Origin of the sequence: Rhodanobacter denitrificans, assembly GCF_003335105.1 — a bacterium.
In the GTDB taxonomy this organism is placed as follows: Bacteria; Pseudomonadota; Gammaproteobacteria; order Xanthomonadales; family Rhodanobacteraceae; genus Rhodanobacter; species Rhodanobacter denitrificans_A.
This window is the reverse complement of the sequence record NZ_QFWQ01000005.1, coordinates 122319-136653: the sequence shown is the minus strand read 5'-3', so window position 1 is coordinate 136653 and position 14335 is coordinate 122319. Positions and strand designations below refer to the sequence as shown.

Here is a 14335-nt window from a genome sequence, read left to right as displayed (position 1 = left end):
CTGTCGGTATGCGCCGTGGCATGCAAGGAAGTGCGGTTTTCCGTCATTCCGGCATGGAATGACGAGTTAGGCAATGCGCACGGTCACATCCCGTCCGCGCAAGTAACGCTTGAGCTCGGGTATCGCAATTGCACCGGAGTGGAACACGCTGGCAGCCAGCGCGCCATCCACGTCGGCCTCGAGGAAGGCATCGCGGAAGTGTTCCGGCTCGCCGGCACCGCCGGAGGCGACCAGCGGCACGCGGCAGAGCGCGCGGGCCACGGAAAGCTGCTCCAGATCGTACCCCCGGCGCACGCCGTCGCTGCCCATGCAGTTCAATACGATCTCGCCGGCGCCGCGCTGTTGCGCCTCGACCAGCCAGTCCAGCGTTCGGCGCGACAGCGCCTGGGTCTTCGCGGGGTCGCCGGTGTACTGGCGCACACGCCACTCGCCGTCGGCGTCGCGCAGCGAATCGATACCGACCACCACGCACTGCACGCCGAACGCGGCAGCCAGTTCGTCGATCAGTGCGGGACGCTCCAGCGCCGGCGAGTTCACCGAGATCTTGTCGGCGCCCGCATGCAGCACCGCGCGTGCCTCGTCCACCGAACGGATGCCGCCGGCCACGCAGAACGGAATGTCGATCGCCCGTGCGACCTTCTCGACCCAGCCGCGATCCACACTGCGCCCTTCGGGGCTGGCCGTGATGTCGTAGAACACCAGCTCGTCGGCGCCTTCGTCGCGGTAGCGCAGCGCGAGGTCGACGATTTCGCCCATCACCACGTGGTCGCGGAAGCGCACGCCCTTGACCACCTGGCCGTCGCGCACGTCGAGGCAGGGAATGATGCGGCGGCTCAGCATGCCAGGGCCTCCCCGACGGTGAAGCGACCTTCCAGCAGCGCACGACCGAGGATCACGCCGCGCGCGCCGGCTTCGCGCGCGGCGCGGATGTCATCCAGCGAGCGCACGCCGCCGGAGGCCTGCACGGCCAGCGACGGCACCGTTGCGGCGAGATGGCGGTAGAGATCGAGGTTGAAGCCGGCGAGCATGCCGTCGCGGTCGATGTCGGTGCACAGCAGGTGGCGCGCGCCGCGCGCGGCGTACCACGGCGCCAGCTCATCCAGCGTGCGCGCTTCGACTTCGGTCCAGCCCGCGCTGGGCAGGCTCCAGCGGCCATCGAGGCGGCGCGTATCGAGCGCGAGGGTCAGCCTTTCGGCGCCGTGGCTGTCCAGCCAGCCGGCCACGAGTTCGGGCTCGCGGATCGCCACGCTGCCCAGCACCACGCGCTGCACGCCGGCGTCGAACAGCCGGCGCAGGTCGTCTTCGCTACGTACGCCGCCGCCGGCCTGGATCTGCATGCCATCGGTGGCGATGGCCTGGATCACAGCGAGATTGGCCAGGCTGCCCGAGCGCGCACCGTCCAGGTCGACCAGGTGCAACCAGCGCGCGCCGGCCTCGGCATAGCGCCGCGCCAACGCGCGCGGATCGGCGGCATAGGTGGTCTGCTGCGCGTAGTCGCCCTGCTTCAGGCGCACCACCTGGCCGCCACGCAGGTCGATCGCGGGAATCACGTCGAAGTTCATAGTTCGAGGAAGTTCTTCAGCAATCGGGCGCCGACGGCGGCGGAGCGCTCGGGATGGAACTGCATGCCATGGAAGTTGCCGTGCGCGATCACCGCCGAGAACGCGCCGCCGTAGTCGGCCGTGGCCAGGGTCCAGTCGCCGACCGGTACCGCGTAGCTGTGCACGAAATAGGCCTGGTCGTCGTCGCCCAGGCCGGCCAGCAGCGGGTGCGGCCGCTGCACGGACAGTCGGTTCCAGCCCATGTGCGGCACGCGCAGCCCGGGCGCTTCGGTGAAACGACGTACCGGCGCCGGGATCAATCCGAGGCACTCCGTATCACCCTCTTCCGAACGCGCGCACAGCAGCTGCATGCCGAGGCATACGCCGAGCACGGGTTGTTCCAGCGAACGCAGCACGTCGACCAGACCCAGCTCGCGCAGCCGCGCCATTCCAGGACCGGCGGCGCCCACGCCGGGCAGGATCACCTTGTCGGCGCCACGGATCGCCGCCGCGTCCGACGTCAGCGCAGCGTCCACGCCCAGCCGCTGCAGCGCGTAGCGCACCGAGCCGATGTTGGTGCCGCCCGCGTCCACCAGCACCACGTCCATCACAGCGCGCCCTTGGTGCTGGGCAGTTCGCTGCCCTCGCGGCGGATCGCCTGGCGCAGCGTGCGTGCCACCGCCTTGAAGCAGGCCTCGACCATGTGGTGCGCGTTGTCGCCGCGTACGCTCAGGTGCAGGTTCGCGCCCAGCGTCTCGCACAGCGAGCGGAAGAAATGCGGCACCAGTTCGGTCGGCACCTCGCCCACGCGCTCGCGCGGGAAGCTGCCCTCGAACACGAAGTAGGGCCGACCGGACAGATCCAGCGCAGCACTGGCCTGCGCCTCGTCCATCGGCAGGGTGAAGCCATAGCGGCCGATGCCGCGCTTGTCGCCGAGCGCCTGCTTCAGCGCCTGGCCCAGCGCCAGCGCGCAGTCCTCGATGGTGTGGTGTTCGTCGATGTGGGTGTCGCCGTCGCAAGCCAGTTCCAGCGCGAAGCCGCCGTGCTTGCCAATCTGCTCCAGCATGTGGTCGAAGAAACCCAGGCCGGTGTACGCCTGCGGCTCGGCCACCCGATCCAGGTCGACGCTGACCGTGATGCGGGTTTCCTTCGTATTGCGCACCACCGTGGCGGTGCGCGGTGCATCCAGCAGCTGATGCGCCAGCGCATCCCAGCTCGTGCCGAGCGGGCCGACGCGGAAACCGCGCACGCCGAGATTCGCGGCGAACTGCAGGTCGGTTTCGCGATCGCCCACCATCGCCGACGTCGCCCGGATCCAGCCGTCGTCGGCGAGGTAGTGCCGCAGCATGCCGACGCCGGGCTTGCGCGTATCGAGGCCCTCGTGCGGAAAGCTGCGGTCGATCAGCACCTCGCGGAAGCGGATGCCCTGCGAGGCGAGGATGCGCAGCAGCAGCTCGTGCGGCCCGGTGAAATGCGGCTCCGGGAAACTGTCGGTGCCCAGGCCGTCCTGGTTGCTCACCATCACCAGCTCGTAGCCGGCGGCGACGAAGCGCTGCAACGCGGCGATCACGCCGGGCAGCAGGGCCAGCTTTTCGTAGCTGTCGATCTGCTCGTCGGCCGGCTCCTCGATGAGGCAGCCATCGCGATCGATAAAAAGAATCTTGCGGCTCACGGGTTGGTTTCCTGCAGGACGGCCAGCACGCGCTCGTTCTCCGCCGGCGTGCCGATGGTGATGCGCAGCGCGTCGCCGAGGCTGGGGTAGCGGCGCACGTCGCGCACCACGATGCCGGCGGCGAGCAGGCGCCGGTAGGCCGCGCCGGCATCGTCGAAGCGCACGGCGAGGAAGTTCGCCTGCGACGGCAGCACGTCGCGCACGCCGGGCAACCGGCGCAACGCCTCGCGCATCCGCGTACGCTCCGCACGCACGACGGCGAGATGTTCGCGCGCGTTCGCCTGCCCCCAGCCGGACAGCGCCAGCAGCGCCGCGTCCACGCTCGGCAACGGCAGCGGGTACGGCGCCATGATCCGGCGCAGCAGTGCGATCACCTCGGCGTTCGCCAGCAGGCTGCCGATGCGCACGCCGGCCAGCGCCCAGGCCTTGGACAAGGTGCGCAGCACGGCGAGGTTGTCGTAGCGGTCGATCAGGTCGGCCACGCTGCCTTCGTCGGCGAACTCCACGTAGGCCTCGTCCACCACCAGCAGCGCGCGGCCGGCCAGCGCACGCGCCAGCCGCTCCACGTCGGCACGCGGCACCGGCTGGCCGGTGGGATTGTTCGGCGTGCAGATGAAGATCAGCTTCACTGCCGGAGTCAGCGCGGCCAGCACCGCATCCACATCCAGGGTGGCGTCTGCCGCCAGCGGCACCTCGACGATGCCCGCGTCCTGCACCCGCGCGCACACCGCATACATGCCGAACGTGGGCGGCTGGATCAGGATCGCGTCGCGGCCGGCGCGACAGAACGCGCGCACCAGCAGGTCGATCGCCTCGTCGCTGCCGCGGCCGACCAGCAACTGTTCGCGCCGCACGCCGTAGAGCGCGGCCAATGCATCGACCAGGGCGGCGGGCTGCGGCTCGGGGTAGCGGTTGCAGCCAAGGCCGTCGTCGCCCACCGGCGCCCACGCCGATTCGTTCGCGTTGAGCAGGACCTCGCCGCCGCTGGCCTCCATCCGTGCCGAGGAGTACGGCTGCATCGCGCGGATCTCCGGCCGCGCCAGATCGAGCACGCTCATGCCAGAGCCTCCAGGCGCAGCGTCACCGCGCGGCGGTGCGCTTCCAGTTGTTCCGCCGCCGCCAGCGTGGCGGTGCACGGGCCGATGTTGCGCAAGCCGTCTGCGCTGACTTCCTGCACGCTGATCTGCTTCTGGTAGCTGGCCACCGACACGCCGCTGTAGCTGCGCGCGTAGCCATAGGTCGGCAGCACGTGATTGCTGCCGCTGCAGTAGTCGCCCACCGATTCGGGCGCCCACTGGCCGAGGAAAACCGAGCCCGCGCTCTCGACGCCGTCGAGCAACGCACGCGGCGCGGCGACCTGCAGGATCAGGTGCTCGGGTGCGTAACGGTTGCTCACCTCCACCGCCTGCGCCAGCGAGTCGACCGCGATCAGCCGGCTCTGCGCCAGCGCCCGGCCGGCGATCGCGCCGCGCGGCAATTCGGCGCACTGGCGCTCGACCTCGGCTGCCGCCTGATCCAGCAGGTCGGCGGACGGACTCAGCAGGATCACCTGCGAATCCGGCCCGTGCTCGGCCTGCGACAGCAGGTCGGCGGCGACGAAGACCGGATTCGCCCCGGCATCGGCGATCACCAGCACTTCGGACGGGCCGGCCGGCATGTCGATCGCGGCGCCGTCCGGATCGGACGACACCTGCAATTTCGCTTCGGTGACCCAGGCATTGCCGGGGCCGAACAGCTTGTCGCACTTCGGCACGCTGGCAGTGCCATAGGCCATCGCGGCGATCGCCTGCGCGCCACCCAGTTTGAACACCTTGTGCACGCCGGTAAGGCGCGCGGCGTACAGCACCGCCTCGTCGCAGCGGCCGTCGGCGCGCGCCGGCGAGCACAGCACCACTTCGCGGCAACCGGCGATGTGCGCCGGCACGCCCAGCATCAGGGCGGTCGACGGCAACGGCGCGCTGCCCGCCGGCACGTACAGGCCGACCCGGCCGATCGGCCGAAGCATGCGCTCCACCCGTACGCCGGGCGCGGTATCCACCGCCACCGGCTGCAGCGCCGCCGCGCGATGGAACGCCTCGATGCGCGCTGCCGCTTCGCGGATCGCGGCTTTCAGGGCCGGATCGAGGGAAGCCTCGGCCGCGGCGAATTCGGCCTCGTCCACCGCGATCGCCTGCAGTGCGCAGCGGTCGTATTTCGCGCTCAGTTCGCGCAGCGCCGCGTCGCCGCCCTCGCGCACGTTGGCGATGATCTGCTCGACGCCGCGGCGCAGTTCGTCGGCCCGCGACTGTGCAGGGCGCGCCAGCGCCTCGCGGCGCGCCGTTTCATCCAGGGCGTTCCAGTCCAGACGTTTCATGTGAGCCTGCTCTTCATGCCAACCTGATTCATGCCAACCTGCCTCATGCCAGCATTTTCTCCACCGGCAGCACGAACATCTCGCGCGCCCCGGCCTTCTTGATCTCTTCAAGCTGCCGCCAGCTCACTTCGCCGGCACACAGCGCCTGCAACATCAATTGGTCCGGCTGGCCGGCCACTGGCAGCAGGGTGGGCTGCGGGCCGCCCGGCAGCAGCCGGGTCACCGCCTCCAGCGTATGGCGCGAGGTCTGCAGCAGCAGCAGGCGCGACTCGCGCACCTGGATCACCCCGTCCAGCCGCTTCAGCAGCAGTTCCAGCAGGTCGCCGCGCTCATCCACCGGCAGCGCCTGCGACCCGGCCAGCACGGCTTCGCTGTGCAGCAGCACGTCGGCCTCGCGCAACTGGTTCGCCACCAGCGTGCCGCCGCTCTGCACCAGGTCGCAGATCGCGTCGGCGGTGCCCAGCTTCGGCGCGATCTCGACTGAACCGGCCAGGGTCACCACGCCGGCATCGACGCCCTGCGTGCGCAGCCATTCACCGAGCAGGCCGGGATACGAGGTGGCGATGCGCCGCCCCTGCAGCTGCCGGGGCTCGCGGTAATCCAGCTCCTGCGGCACCGCGATCGACAGCCGGCAGCGGCCGAAGCCGAGCGGGCGCAACTCGGCCAGCGGTTCGGCCTCGCGCCCCGCGGTCAGCTGAAACTCGCTCAGCACGTTGCGCCCTACGATGCCGAGGTCGCACACGCCCTGGGCAATCAGGCCGGGGATGTCGTCGTCGCGCACCAGCAGCAGGTCGACCGGCTCGCCCTCGCCGAAGCAGAACAGCTTGTCGCGGCTCTGCCGGAAAGTGAGCCCGCAACGGGTCAGCAGATCCAGCGCCGGCTCGGTGAGCCGGCCGGATTTTTGCATCGCGATGCGCAAACGGTCGCGCGGCTTCATGCCTTCTTCCTCATGGTCTGGGCCTGCCGCCGCGCTGCGCGGGCAGCGGCGGCCAGGTAGCCGCCGTTGCCCTGGTTGAGATAACGGGCGACCCGGCCGATGGTGGTGATGCTGACCGCAGTGTGCTCGTGGATCTCGCGGTACGGCACGCCTTCGAGCAGGAAGGGCACCACCCGCCAGCGGTCCACCAGCACCTCCAGCTCGGCCGGTGTGCACAGGTCACCCAGGAAGGCGGCCATCTCCTCGACGTTCTTCAACGACAGCAGCGCCTCGCACAGGCTCTGTTCGGCGGACTCCGCCGGGGTCTCGGGGTTACGTGATCGACGCTTCATGATGTAATAACGCATTAATACAATGGTGCGCATCATACATGGCATGCGGCATGGCAGCAAACAGGACGTTCGGTGCGCATCGGGCTACCGTTCAGGCTCCGGCGTACGATCCCGCAGCCACGTCCGCACCCGCCGATCCGCGCCGACGCTCCGCCAATTCCGGACCGGACATGCCATGGCCGACGCAACGCGGTCGATCGGGAACCCTTCGACGCCGCGGATCATCCAACCTCGCGACCGGACATGCCGCATGCCTCGTCGCGACATCGCGCCACAATCCCGACGACGCCGTCGATGGGACAATGGCCAGGTCAAAGAAACCCGTCATCGGGGAATCCCAATGAGACGTCCGGACCAGCATCCCTTGCATTCCCGCCAGCCGCGCCCGCGCCAGTACCACCGGCGCGCGGCCATCGCGGCACTGCTCGCGGGCATGCTGGCGCCCGCACTGGCCAGTGCCTGCTCCACCTGCGGCTGTTCGCTCAATTCGGATTGGTCCAGCCAGGGCTACGCCGTCAGCACCGGCCTGCATCTCAGCGTGCGCGAGGACTATTTCGACCAGTCACGACTGATGCACGGCACCGGCACGGTCGGCGCCGGAACGTTCACCTACCCCACCGACCAGGAAGTGCAGCGCAAGACCATCAACCACACCACCCTGCTGGGCGCGGACTACAACTTCTCGCGCTACTGGGGTCTCTCGGCCCAGTTGCCGTACACCGACCGCCATCACCAGACCATCGCCAGCGGCGACACCGGCGTCTCCACCTCCGATGCACGGGGCATCGGCGACCTGCGCCTGCTCGCGCATTACCAGGGTTTCAGCGATGACGCCGGCCTCGGCCTGCAGTTCGGCGTGAAATGGCCCACCGGCCGCTTCACCCAAGGCTTCGCGGCGGGTCCGCAGGCTGGCCAACCGCTCGACCGCGGCCTGCAACTCGGCACCGGCACCACCGATGCCCTGCTCGGCGTCTACAAGTTCGGCTACCTCACCGACTCATTGGCCTACTTCAGCCAGGCCATGGCGCAGATCGCGCTGGACGCGCGCGACGGCTTCCGCCCCGGCAATTCGCTCAACGTCGACTTCGGCGTGCGCTATCTCGGCATGAGGCGCGTCACCCCGCAGCTGCAGCTCAACATCCACGGCGAGCAGCGCGAAAGCGGCAGGCAATCCGACCGCCCCAACAGTGGCGCCACCTACGCCTACCTTAGTCCGGGCGTCAGCGCGAAACTCACGTCGCGACTGGATGCCTTCGCGTTCGTCCAGCTGCCGGTCTGGCAACGCGTCAACGGCCTGCAGCTGGAGCCACGCCGACTGTGGTCGCTGGGCGTGCGGTATCGCCTCTGACCCGCCGCAAAAGCCGCCGGACACCGGTCGGCACCCGGCGATCCGCCACAAAAAAACCCCGCCGCGGCGGGGTTCTTCTGTTCAATGCAAACTGGCTCAGGCCGACTTCTTCTTCGGCGCGGCTTTCTTGGCGGCGGCCGGTTTGGTCACGGTCGGCTTGGCGCCCACCACGGCCGGCAGCACGCCGTGCGCACGGGTATTGCCGTAGCTGCCGCGATAGGTCTTGCCGCGGCGGGTCTTGCGATCGCCCTTACCCATGGGAACTCCTTGATTTATTGGATGAACGGCCGGTCATCATAACAGCGTCGGACCGGCACGTCATGTCAGCGATGCGCGTGTCCGGTGCAGTCCCCGCTGGCGTCCAGGCACTTGCCCGGATCGATCTGCACGGTCACGTGCTGGATCCCGAAACGCTCCGCCAGCAGCCGGTTGATCGCCTGCAGGGCGCTCGCGCCATCGGCATGCTCGTCCAGTTCGGCATGCAGGGTCGCCATGCGCGAACCGGACGCCAGCTGCCACACATGCAGGTGGTGGATGTCGCGGATGCCCGGATCGGCGGTATGCAGCGCGGCCTCCACCTGGGCGCTGTCCATGCCATCTGGCACACCTTCCAGCAGGATGTGTGCGGACACCCGCAGCAATCGCCATGCGCTGCCCAGGATCAGCAGCGATACCAGCATCGACAGCAGCGGATCGGCCCATAGCCAGCCGAACCAGCGGATCGCCAGCGCCGCCAGCACCGCCGCCAGCGAGCCGAGCAGGTCACCCAGCACGTGCAGGCTGGCGCTGGCCAGGTTGACGTCGTCATGCGCATGCCCGTGCAGGATGCGCAGCACCAGCATATTCACCACCAGGCCCACGATCGCCACCGCCAGCATCACCCCTGACAGGATTTCCCCGGGATGCAGCAGGCGCGTAACCGCTTCATAGATGATCCAGCCGACCAGCACGAACTGGCTAAGCGCATTGACGAAGCCCGCCAGGACCTCGATCCGGCCGTAGCCATAGCTGCGCCGCGCATCGGCCGGCCTGGTCGCCATCCAGGCGCCGACCACCGCCAGCAGCAGGGCCAGCGCGTCGACCATCATGTGGCCGGCATCGGCGAGCAGGGCCAGCGAGCCGGACCACATGCCGCCGAGCACCTCGGCGACCATCATCAGGACGGTCAGCACGAACGCGAACAGCAGCTTGCGCGTGCGCCCGCCTCCCGCTGCGGTGGCTGCATGCGGATGCGCATGATCGTGATGGTGGGCGTGCGTGGTGTTCACGCGTGCATGCTAGGAACGACGGTCGCCGTTACACAATCACGGACTGCCGCGGCACGGCTCAATGCGCGCACTGCGGGCCGTGCACGTGGTCTCGGGCATGGAGCCGGTCGCGGCGCAGGTTGACGAAATGCGCGCTGGCCAGCAGCAGGCCGCCGGAAGTCACCAGCACGCTGTGCAGGACGGTTGCATACCCCTCGGCGTAGGTAACCCCGAGCAGCAGCAGGGCCAGCCCGGGAACCGCCAGCATGAGCGGCAACGGTTGCTCGTGGCGGCGAAATCCGCGGACCAGCGCCACCAGGGCCAATGCACAGGCAAACATCACGAAGCCCCGCTCGAAACGATGGTCGGCCAGGAATTCCAGGCCCACCAGCGGCAGCAGCGCCAGCACGAACGGCAGCAGCGCGCAGTGGATCGCGCACAGGAACGATGCCGTCGCACCTATGCGATCGGCCGCATGCCACCAGCGCGTTTTGCCTGTCTGCTCGGAATCCATCGGCCCGTGCCGGCATCGCCAGACGTGGCGACTTTGTACCCGGTCGGCACAATGTTACTTTATAACATCACAAAACGCCAGATCCCGGCGCCGCCGCTCAGCCCCTGCGGCAATGCCGGCAGGTGCCGTGCACCTCCAGCGTCTGCGCCTGTGGCCGGAAGCCGAGCGCCCTGGCCTGCGCCTCGATGAGTTCGGCCACCCGTTCGTCGCAGACCTCTTCCGCGCTGGAACAGGTATCGCAGATCAGGAACGGCACCTGGTGCGCCTCGGCCGGGTGGTGGCAGGAGACGAAGGCGTTGATCGATTCCAGCTTGTGGATGAAGCCGTTCTCGAGCAGGAAATCGAGCGCACGGTAGACCGTGGGCGGCGCCGCGTTGCCGTGCCGTTCGCGCAACTGGTCGAGCAGGTCGTAGGCCTTGATCGGCTTCTCCGCGGCGGCAACCAGCTCCAGCACCTCGCGGCGCAGCGTGGTCAGGCGCAGGCCGCGCTTCTCGCTGGCGAGCTCCACCGCAGCCACGAAACCCCTTGGGTCGTCGTGATGGTGGTGATGATGCGGGTGTGGCTTGGCGGAGATGGCAGTCGTCAATGGGGTCACCTCAATGCTGATCATACACCCGTGCCACGACCCCTTCCGGGCAGCGGCGGCGGCACGCGACGAGGCCTGGCCAGCACCAGGAACCAGCCGATCGGCCCCAGCAGCGCGGCCCACACGATGCCCTCGAGCAGCCGTCCCCGCCACCAGCCGAGCAGGGCACCGACCAGGACGAACAGCAGGCTCCACCAGAACAGTGCCGCCCACGGCACCAGCCGCATCAGGTTGAAGAAGATCCGCCAGAAAGCATCCGGTGCGGCGGGATCGACTCCCGCGGTCGCCCTGTCCAGCCATTCGTTCATGCGATTTCGCACCTGCCGTTAGGATAGGCGCGATGCTGTCCGCAGACGGGGCCCGCGCGCAAGCGGGCGCCGCCGCCGAGCCCACGAGGAACCGACGCCCATGCGCTGCCTGCTGATCGAGGACGACCTGGCGACCGCCGAGTTGGTCCGCCATGGGCTGGAACGGGCCGGCCACGTAGTACAGACATGCCACGAAGGCGATACCGGGCTGCGCCTGGCGCTGGACGGCAGCTGGGACGTGGTGGTGCTGGACCGCATGCTGCCTGGCGGTGTGGACGGCCTCGGCGTGCTTGCCGCGTTGCGCGGCCACGGCATCGCCACGCCGGTGATCGTGCTGAGCGCGCTGTCCAGCCTGGACGAGCGCGTGCGCGGCCTGCGCAGCGGCGGCGACGATTACCTGGGCAAGCCGTTCGCGTTCGACGAATTGCTGGCGCGGATCGAGGCGCTGGCGCGGCGCGCGGTGCAGCGCGGCGAACCGGACGTGATCGAGATCGGCGACCTGCGCGTGGACACCCGCAACCGGCGCGTGCACCGCGGCACCCAGGCCATCGCGCTGCAGCCGCGCGAATACCAGCTGCTCGAATACCTCGCACGCCACCAGGGCATGGTGGTCACCCGCCGGATGCTGCTCACTGCGGTGTGGGGCTATCACTTCGACCCCGAGACCAACGTCATCGACGTGCAGATAAGCCGGTTGCGCAACAAGCTGGACCGCGACTTTCCGACACCGCTGATCCACACCGCACGCGGGGTCGGCTATACCCTGCGCGCCGAATGAGTGCCATGGGCGGCAGCCTGCGCCATTCCGTCGTGTTGCGCATGGCGCTGGGCTACGGACTGCTGCTGCTGGTCTCGGTCGCGGTGGTTTCGGCGATCTTCTACATCGGCACCGCCGGCCTGCTCGCGCGCAACATCGACATGCAGCTCGAGCTGGGCGCGCGCCGGCTGGTGCAGCTGCACGACCGCCAGGGACTGCCCGCGCTGCGCCGGGAGATCTTCGACCTGCTCACCGACGACCAGGACGTCAACACCGAGATCTACCAGCTCGATGCCGCCGACGGCAGCGTGCTGGTCGGCAACCTCGACCGCTGGCGCGCCACCGGCACCGCCACCGGGGAATTGCTGGAACAGAAGGTGCGACGGCGCGGCCAGGACACCGTGGGGCGCCTGCTCGTGCATCGCTTCCCGGACGGCGCGGTGCTGGTGGTCGGACGCGACCTGCAGGATCAGCGCGACCTCGAACACAGGGTGCTGTCCGCGCTGGCCATGGGCGGCCTGATTGCCTTCGCGCTGGCGGCGGGCGGCGCGCTGCTGGTGTGGCTGCAGCTGCAACGCCAGCTCAAGGCGATCCACCGCACCACCGCGGAGGTCGCCGCAGGGCGGCTGGACCGGCGCATCACGGTGGGCCGTTCGCGCGACGAGTTCGCGATGGTGGCGCGCGACGTCAACCGCATGCTCGACCAGATCGAGCAGTTGATGAACAACGCCCGCGACGTCTCCAACGCGATCGCGCACGACCTGCGCACGCCGCTGGGCCGCATCCGCGCCATGCTGGAAGACGCGCTGCATCCGCAGCAGCCGCCACAGGCCCTGCGCGAAGGTGCGGCGAGCGCGATCGACGAAATCGACGCGGTCACCCAGCTGGTGGACAAGCTGCTGCAGATCGCCGAGGCCGAGGCCGGCGTACGCCGCCAGAACTTCGAGTCGGTCGCCTTGCGCGCACTGGTCGGCGACATCGTCGAGCTGTACCAGCCGGCGGCCGAAAGCGAGGGCATGTCGCTCGCGCTGGCGGTCGAGGACGAGCCGCAAGTGGAGGCCGACCGCGACCTGCTGGCGGGCGTGCTCGCCAATCTGCTTGACAACGCGCTCAAGTACGCCGGCCACGGCGCCGCGGTGCGGGTCGAGGTGCGCACCACGGCGGAAGACGTGCGCATCGAGGTGGCCGACAACGGGCCCGGCATCCCGCCCGGGTTGCTGGGCCGGGCGACCGAGCCGTTCTTCCGCGCCGATGCCAGTCGCTATCAACGCGGCAACGGCCTTGGCCTGTCCATCGCGGCGGCCGTGGTCGCCCTGCATCGCGGGCAGCTTCGGCTGGAGGATGCGGCCCCCGGCCTGCGCGTGGTCATCCGGCTGCCGCGCGGGAGCGACGGCAACCTTTCCGGACGGTAACTGTTCCCACCCGGATCGCGCGATTAACTTAGCGCCGCCTGGCACGCGGCCGCCCCCGGCGATCCACGCCGAGGCGGGCGGCCTCGCCCCGCACGCCGCCCTTTGCCGCGCGACCTGCGCATGACCTGCCCCCAAGGAATGCGTGATGTACGACCTCATCCGAACGGTGCGCTTTGCGCTGCAACCGTGCCTGCTCGCGGCGCTGCTGGCCGTGCTTGCCGCCTGTGGCCGCCAGGCCGATCCGCCTGCGGCCGCGGCCCGGCCCGGCGACAGCGTCACGCTGACCGAACGCCAGGCGCAGCAGGTGGCGGTGCTGCCGTCCCAATGGCGCGCATTCGACCGCCGCCTCGATGCCGTCGGCTACATCGACTTCGACCAGGACCGCCTGGCCCAGGTGTCTTCGCCCTACCAGGGCCGCGTGCGACAGGTGCTGGTGCAGGTCGGCGACCGCGTGGCCAAGGGGCAGGTGCTGTTCACCGTCGACAGCGCCGACCTTGTGCAAGCGGAGTCGAACCTGGTGGCCGCCGCCGGCGTGCGTGCCCTGGCCGGCCACACCCTCGAACGCGCGCGCCAGCTGCTCGACATCCAGGCCAGTGCCCGCAAGGACCTGGAGCAGGCCACCGCGGACCGGCAGACCGCCGAGGCCAACTACCGCTCGGCGCGCACGGCTCTGCGCCTGCTCGGCCTGACCGACACGCAGGTCGACCGCGTCGCCGCCCACCGCGCCATCGACGGCGAACTGCGCGTGACCAGCCCGATCGCCGGGCGGGTGGCGGCACGCGCGGTGGCGCCGGGCGACTGGCTGCAACAGGGCGGCGCCGCGCCCGTCAGCGTGGCGTCTGACGATGCCTTGTGGATGGTGGCTGGCGTAGCGGAGGACGAGATCGTCGATATCCATCCCGGCGATCCGGCCAGCGTGCGGGTGGATGCGCTGCCGGGGCTGGTGCTGCAGGGTCGGGTCGACCTGGTCGGCAGCAGCGTCGATCCGTCCACCCACCGCGTGCAGGTGCGCACGGTGCTGCACGGCGCCGATGCGCGGCTGCGCCCGCAAATGCTGGCCAGCATGGAGGTGCGCACCGCGCCGCCGGCGCGCGCCGTCGCAGTGCCGGCGGACGCGGTGGTCCGCGAGGGCGACGGCACCATGACGGTGTACGTCACCACCGACGGGCGCCGCTTCACGCGGCGCCCGGTGGAACTGGGCCGGCAGCAGGACGGCCATGACGAGATCGTCGCCGGCCTCGCCGCCGGCGAGCGCGTGGCCGGTACCGGCGCGCTGTTCCTGAGCAATGCGCTGGCGCTGCAGTCGCAGTAACCGCCGGCAGCCAACC

At 69.7% G+C, this 14335-nt stretch carries 17 protein-coding genes; 4 read left to right on the top strand and 13 right to left on the bottom strand.

Annotated features, from left to right (window positions below; genetic code table 11):
• Positions 1-66: 66 nt before the first annotated feature.
• Genes hisF through DEO45_RS07895 form a run of 8 tightly spaced genes read right to left on the bottom strand, consistent with a single transcriptional unit; the run spans position 67 to position 6835 of the window.
• On the bottom strand, positions 67-840 hold the full coding sequence (hisF, locus tag DEO45_RS07930) for an imidazole glycerol phosphate synthase subunit HisF (protein WP_114342289.1): 774 nt from the start codon (positions 838-840) through the stop codon (positions 67-69).
• Positions 834-1562, bottom strand: coding sequence for a 1-(5-phosphoribosyl)-5-[(5-phosphoribosylamino)methylideneamino]imidazole-4-carboxamide isomerase (gene hisA, locus DEO45_RS07925; RefSeq protein ID WP_114342287.1), 729 nt, complete (start codon positions 1560-1562; stop codon positions 834-836). The genes hisF and hisA overlap by 7 nt, the downstream gene beginning before the upstream one ends.
• Positions 1559-2149 carry an imidazole glycerol phosphate synthase subunit HisH gene (gene hisH / locus DEO45_RS07920; protein WP_114342284.1) on the bottom strand — a complete coding sequence of 197 codons (591 nt, stop codon included), beginning with the start codon at positions 2147-2149 and terminating at the stop codon, positions 1559-1561. Before hisH ends, hisA begins: the two co-directional genes overlap by 4 nt.
• The gene (gene hisB, locus DEO45_RS07915) at positions 2149-3213 is read right to left on the bottom strand and encodes a bifunctional histidinol-phosphatase/imidazoleglycerol-phosphate dehydratase HisB (RefSeq protein ID WP_114342281.1); all 1065 of its coding nucleotides are present in this window, start codon (positions 3211-3213) and stop codon (positions 2149-2151) included. The genes hisH and hisB overlap by 1 nt, the downstream gene beginning before the upstream one ends.
• Positions 3210-4271: a histidinol-phosphate transaminase gene (gene hisC, locus DEO45_RS07910; RefSeq protein WP_114342278.1), complete on the bottom strand. Its 1062-nt coding sequence runs from the start codon at positions 4269-4271 to the stop codon at positions 3210-3212. The genes hisB and hisC overlap by 4 nt, the downstream gene beginning before the upstream one ends.
• The gene (hisD, locus tag DEO45_RS07905) at positions 4268-5566 is read right to left on the bottom strand and encodes a histidinol dehydrogenase (protein WP_114342275.1); all 1299 of its coding nucleotides are present in this window, start codon (positions 5564-5566) and stop codon (positions 4268-4270) included. Before hisD ends, hisC begins: the two co-directional genes overlap by 4 nt.
• Positions 5567-5609: 43 nt before the next feature.
• Positions 5610-6503, bottom strand: coding sequence for an ATP phosphoribosyltransferase (gene hisG, locus DEO45_RS07900; protein WP_114342272.1), 894 nt, complete (start codon positions 6501-6503; stop codon positions 5610-5612).
• Positions 6500-6835, bottom strand: a complete 336-nt coding sequence (locus DEO45_RS07895) for a YerC/YecD family TrpR-related protein (protein WP_114342898.1) — start codon at positions 6833-6835, stop codon at positions 6500-6502. The genes hisG and DEO45_RS07895 overlap by 4 nt, the downstream gene beginning before the upstream one ends.
• Positions 6836-7175: 340 nt before the next feature.
• On the opposite strand from DEO45_RS07895, the gene DEO45_RS07890 reads away from it, so the two are divergent.
• Positions 7176-8183 carry a hypothetical protein gene (locus DEO45_RS07890; protein ID WP_114342270.1) on the top strand — a complete coding sequence of 336 codons (1008 nt, stop codon included), beginning with the start codon at positions 7176-7178 and terminating at the stop codon, positions 8181-8183.
• Positions 8184-8279: 96 nt separating this feature from the next.
• Here the strand turns inward: DEO45_RS07890 and DEO45_RS07885 are convergent, their stop codons facing one another.
• From DEO45_RS07885 to DEO45_RS07865, 5 genes are all read right to left on the bottom strand, one after another.
• On the bottom strand, positions 8280-8441 hold the full coding sequence (locus DEO45_RS07885) for a 30S ribosomal protein THX (RefSeq protein WP_015447337.1): 162 nt from the start codon (positions 8439-8441) through the stop codon (positions 8280-8282).
• 65 nt (positions 8442-8506) lie between these two features.
• Positions 8507-9451, bottom strand: coding sequence for a cation diffusion facilitator family transporter (locus DEO45_RS07880; protein WP_114342267.1), 945 nt, complete (start codon positions 9449-9451; stop codon positions 8507-8509).
• A 58-nt stretch (positions 9452-9509) separates the two neighbouring features.
• Positions 9510-9944: a MerC domain-containing protein gene (locus DEO45_RS07875; RefSeq protein WP_114342265.1), complete on the bottom strand. Its 435-nt coding sequence runs from the start codon at positions 9942-9944 to the stop codon at positions 9510-9512.
• Positions 9945-10041: 97 nt separating this feature from the next.
• On the bottom strand, positions 10042-10554 hold the full coding sequence (locus DEO45_RS07870; protein WP_114342262.1) for a transcriptional repressor: 513 nt from the start codon (positions 10552-10554) through the stop codon (positions 10042-10044).
• Positions 10551-10838, bottom strand: coding sequence for a hypothetical protein (locus tag DEO45_RS07865; RefSeq protein WP_114342259.1), 288 nt, complete (start codon positions 10836-10838; stop codon positions 10551-10553). Before DEO45_RS07865 ends, DEO45_RS07870 begins: the two co-directional genes overlap by 4 nt.
• Positions 10839-10938: 100 nt before the next feature.
• On the opposite strand from DEO45_RS07865, the gene DEO45_RS07860 reads away from it, so the two are divergent.
• The 3 genes from DEO45_RS07860 (at position 10939) to DEO45_RS07850 (ending at position 14319) form a co-directional block, all read left to right on the top strand.
• Positions 10939-11616, top strand: coding sequence for a response regulator transcription factor (locus DEO45_RS07860; protein ID WP_114342256.1), 678 nt, complete (start codon positions 10939-10941; stop codon positions 11614-11616).
• A 5-nt stretch (positions 11617-11621) separates the two neighbouring features.
• The gene (locus DEO45_RS07855) at positions 11622-13007 is read left to right on the top strand and encodes a sensor histidine kinase (protein WP_114342252.1); all 1386 of its coding nucleotides are present in this window, start codon (positions 11622-11624) and stop codon (positions 13005-13007) included.
• Positions 13008-13152: 145 nt separating this feature from the next.
• Positions 13153-14319 carry an efflux RND transporter periplasmic adaptor subunit gene (locus DEO45_RS07850; RefSeq protein ID WP_114342248.1) on the top strand — a complete coding sequence of 389 codons (1167 nt, stop codon included), beginning with the start codon at positions 13153-13155 and terminating at the stop codon, positions 14317-14319.
• The last annotated feature ends 16 nt before the right edge of the window (positions 14320-14335 follow it).

Coding starts and splice junctions, on each gene's coding strand:
- hisF (WP_114342289.1), bottom strand. CDS start 840: ATGCTGAGCCGCCGCATCATTCCCTGCCTCGACGTGCGCGACGGCCAG.
- hisA (WP_114342287.1), bottom strand. CDS start 1,562: ATGAACTTCGACGTGATTCCCGCGATCGACCTGCGTGGCGGCCAGGTG.
- hisH (WP_114342284.1), bottom strand. CDS start 2,149: ATGGACGTGGTGCTGGTGGACGCGGGCGGCACCAACATCGGCTCGGTG.
- hisC (WP_114342278.1), bottom strand. CDS start 4,271: ATGAGCGTGCTCGATCTGGCGCGGCCGGAGATCCGCGCGATGCAGCCG.
- hisD (WP_114342275.1), bottom strand. CDS start 5,566: ATGAAACGTCTGGACTGGAACGCCCTGGATGAAACGGCGCGCCGCGAG.
- hisG (WP_114342272.1), bottom strand. CDS start 6,503: ATGAAGCCGCGCGACCGTTTGCGCATCGCGATGCAAAAATCCGGCCGG.
- DEO45_RS07895 (WP_114342898.1), bottom strand. CDS start 6,835: ATGAAGCGTCGATCACGTAACCCCGAGACCCCGGCGGAGTCCGCCGAA.
- DEO45_RS07890 (WP_114342270.1), top strand. CDS start 7,176: ATGAGACGTCCGGACCAGCATCCCTTGCATTCCCGCCAGCCGCGCCCG.
- DEO45_RS07885 (WP_015447337.1), bottom strand. CDS start 8,441: ATGGGTAAGGGCGATCGCAAGACCCGCCGCGGCAAGACCTATCGCGGC.
- DEO45_RS07875 (WP_114342265.1), bottom strand. CDS start 9,944: ATGGATTCCGAGCAGACAGGCAAAACGCGCTGGTGGCATGCGGCCGAT.
- DEO45_RS07870 (WP_114342262.1), bottom strand. CDS start 10,554: ATGATCAGCATTGAGGTGACCCCATTGACGACTGCCATCTCCGCCAAG.
- DEO45_RS07865 (WP_114342259.1), bottom strand. CDS start 10,838: ATGAACGAATGGCTGGACAGGGCGACCGCGGGAGTCGATCCCGCCGCA.
- DEO45_RS07860 (WP_114342256.1), top strand. CDS start 10,939: ATGCGCTGCCTGCTGATCGAGGACGACCTGGCGACCGCCGAGTTGGTC.
- DEO45_RS07855 (WP_114342252.1), top strand. CDS start 11,622: ATGGGCGGCAGCCTGCGCCATTCCGTCGTGTTGCGCATGGCGCTGGGC.
- DEO45_RS07850 (WP_114342248.1), top strand. CDS start 13,153: ATGTACGACCTCATCCGAACGGTGCGCTTTGCGCTGCAACCGTGCCTG.